The 1280-nt window shown below is 53.0% G+C and carries 1 protein-coding gene; it reads right to left on the reverse strand.

From position 1 onward, the window contains the following. Positions 1 to 15: 15 nt before the first annotated feature. Positions 16 to 1208, reverse strand: a protein-coding gene (locus HMPREF3227_RS03120; RefSeq protein WP_369814861.1) for an IS3 family transposase whose coding sequence is annotated in 2 segments (ribosomal slippage) — positions 16 to 926 and positions 926 to 1208 — 1194 coding nt in all. Because the reading frame shifts where the segments join, the coding sequence is not laid out codon by codon here. Positions 1209 to 1280: the final 72 nt, after the last annotated feature.

Here is a 1280-nt window from a genome sequence, read left to right on the forward strand (position 1 = left end):
CACGTCGGGGGTTAGCTATGCTGCTTGGGTCAGTGTAGCTGATGTGAGTGCTTCGAAGTCATCGGGGGCTAGAAGGTTGCACCAGGAGTGTCGTCTGCGTGTGTTGTAGCGCATGCACCATCGGAAGACTTCCTGCCGGCAGATAATGGGATTATCAAAGACTTTCCGATCACGTAGCACTTCACGTTTTAAGGTGGCGTTAAATGACTCTGCCAGGGCATTATCGGCACTAGTTCCCACCGCGCCCATGGATTGGCGCACACCAAGTTGGGCGCAGTGGTCCCTAAACGCCTGTGAGGTGTACACACTTCCATGATCAGAATGGAAAATAGCCCCGTCAAGGCTTCCGCGGACTGTGCTGGCATGGGACAAAGCCTCGATGACCAGTGAGACACGCATGTGGTCTGCGAGTGCATAACCTGCAAGTTTTCGTGAATAGGTGTCAATGACCGTGGCAAGGTACATGTTCTTACCGCCCTTACACGGCAGGTAGGTAATGTCGCCGACATACACACGGTTCGGCTCGTCAGCGGTGAATGTACGGCCTACTAAATCTGGCATGACACGGTGACCAGGCTTACGCCTAGTGGTGATGCATCGACGCCGTTTGCTAAAGCCTTTTAGCCCCATGGATTTCATGATGCGTGCGACCTTCTTATGGTTGATCGGGCCGAAGTCCGTATCGTCGTTGAGGCTTGCAGCGATGCGTTTAGCACCATAAAGCCCGTTCTCATCATCGAAGATGGCCTTGATTCTTGCACCAATAAGGGCATCGGAATACATCTTTAACCTGCGATTTTCGCGGGTGTTGACCCATTTATAAAACGAGGAGCGATTGAGCTTTAACACATGGCACATCCGCTTGACCGAATACTCGGTTCGGTGGTCATAGACAAACTGGAAGCGGATCACCAGCGTGTCTCTTCGGCAAAATATTTCGCGGCCTTGCGCAGAATATCGCGTTCTTCGCGCAGCTTCGCGTTCTCTTTTTCTAGCTGGCGGATTCGCTCGGAATCAGTCGTCTCCTTGGCGTTGTCGCGCATGGCCTTCGTGCGGGCACGTTTGCCGGTGCCGTATTGCTGAAGCCAGGAGAAAAGCGAGGAACGATTGACTCCAAGCTCTGCTGAAGCCGCGTGAAGTGAAAGGTCCTCATTGTTTTCATAGAGGGCCACAGCATCACGTTTGAACTGTTCGGAGTACCTAGGCATGGTGGTAGATTACCTTTCTTCCCAACCCAACCGGGCTGGATATCAGGTGTCCACCAAACAGGGGTCAGGTCC

The organism is Corynebacterium sp. CMW7794 (assembly GCF_001563605.1).
Classification (GTDB): domain Bacteria; phylum Actinomycetota; class Actinomycetes; order Mycobacteriales; family Mycobacteriaceae; genus Corynebacterium; species Corynebacterium phoceense.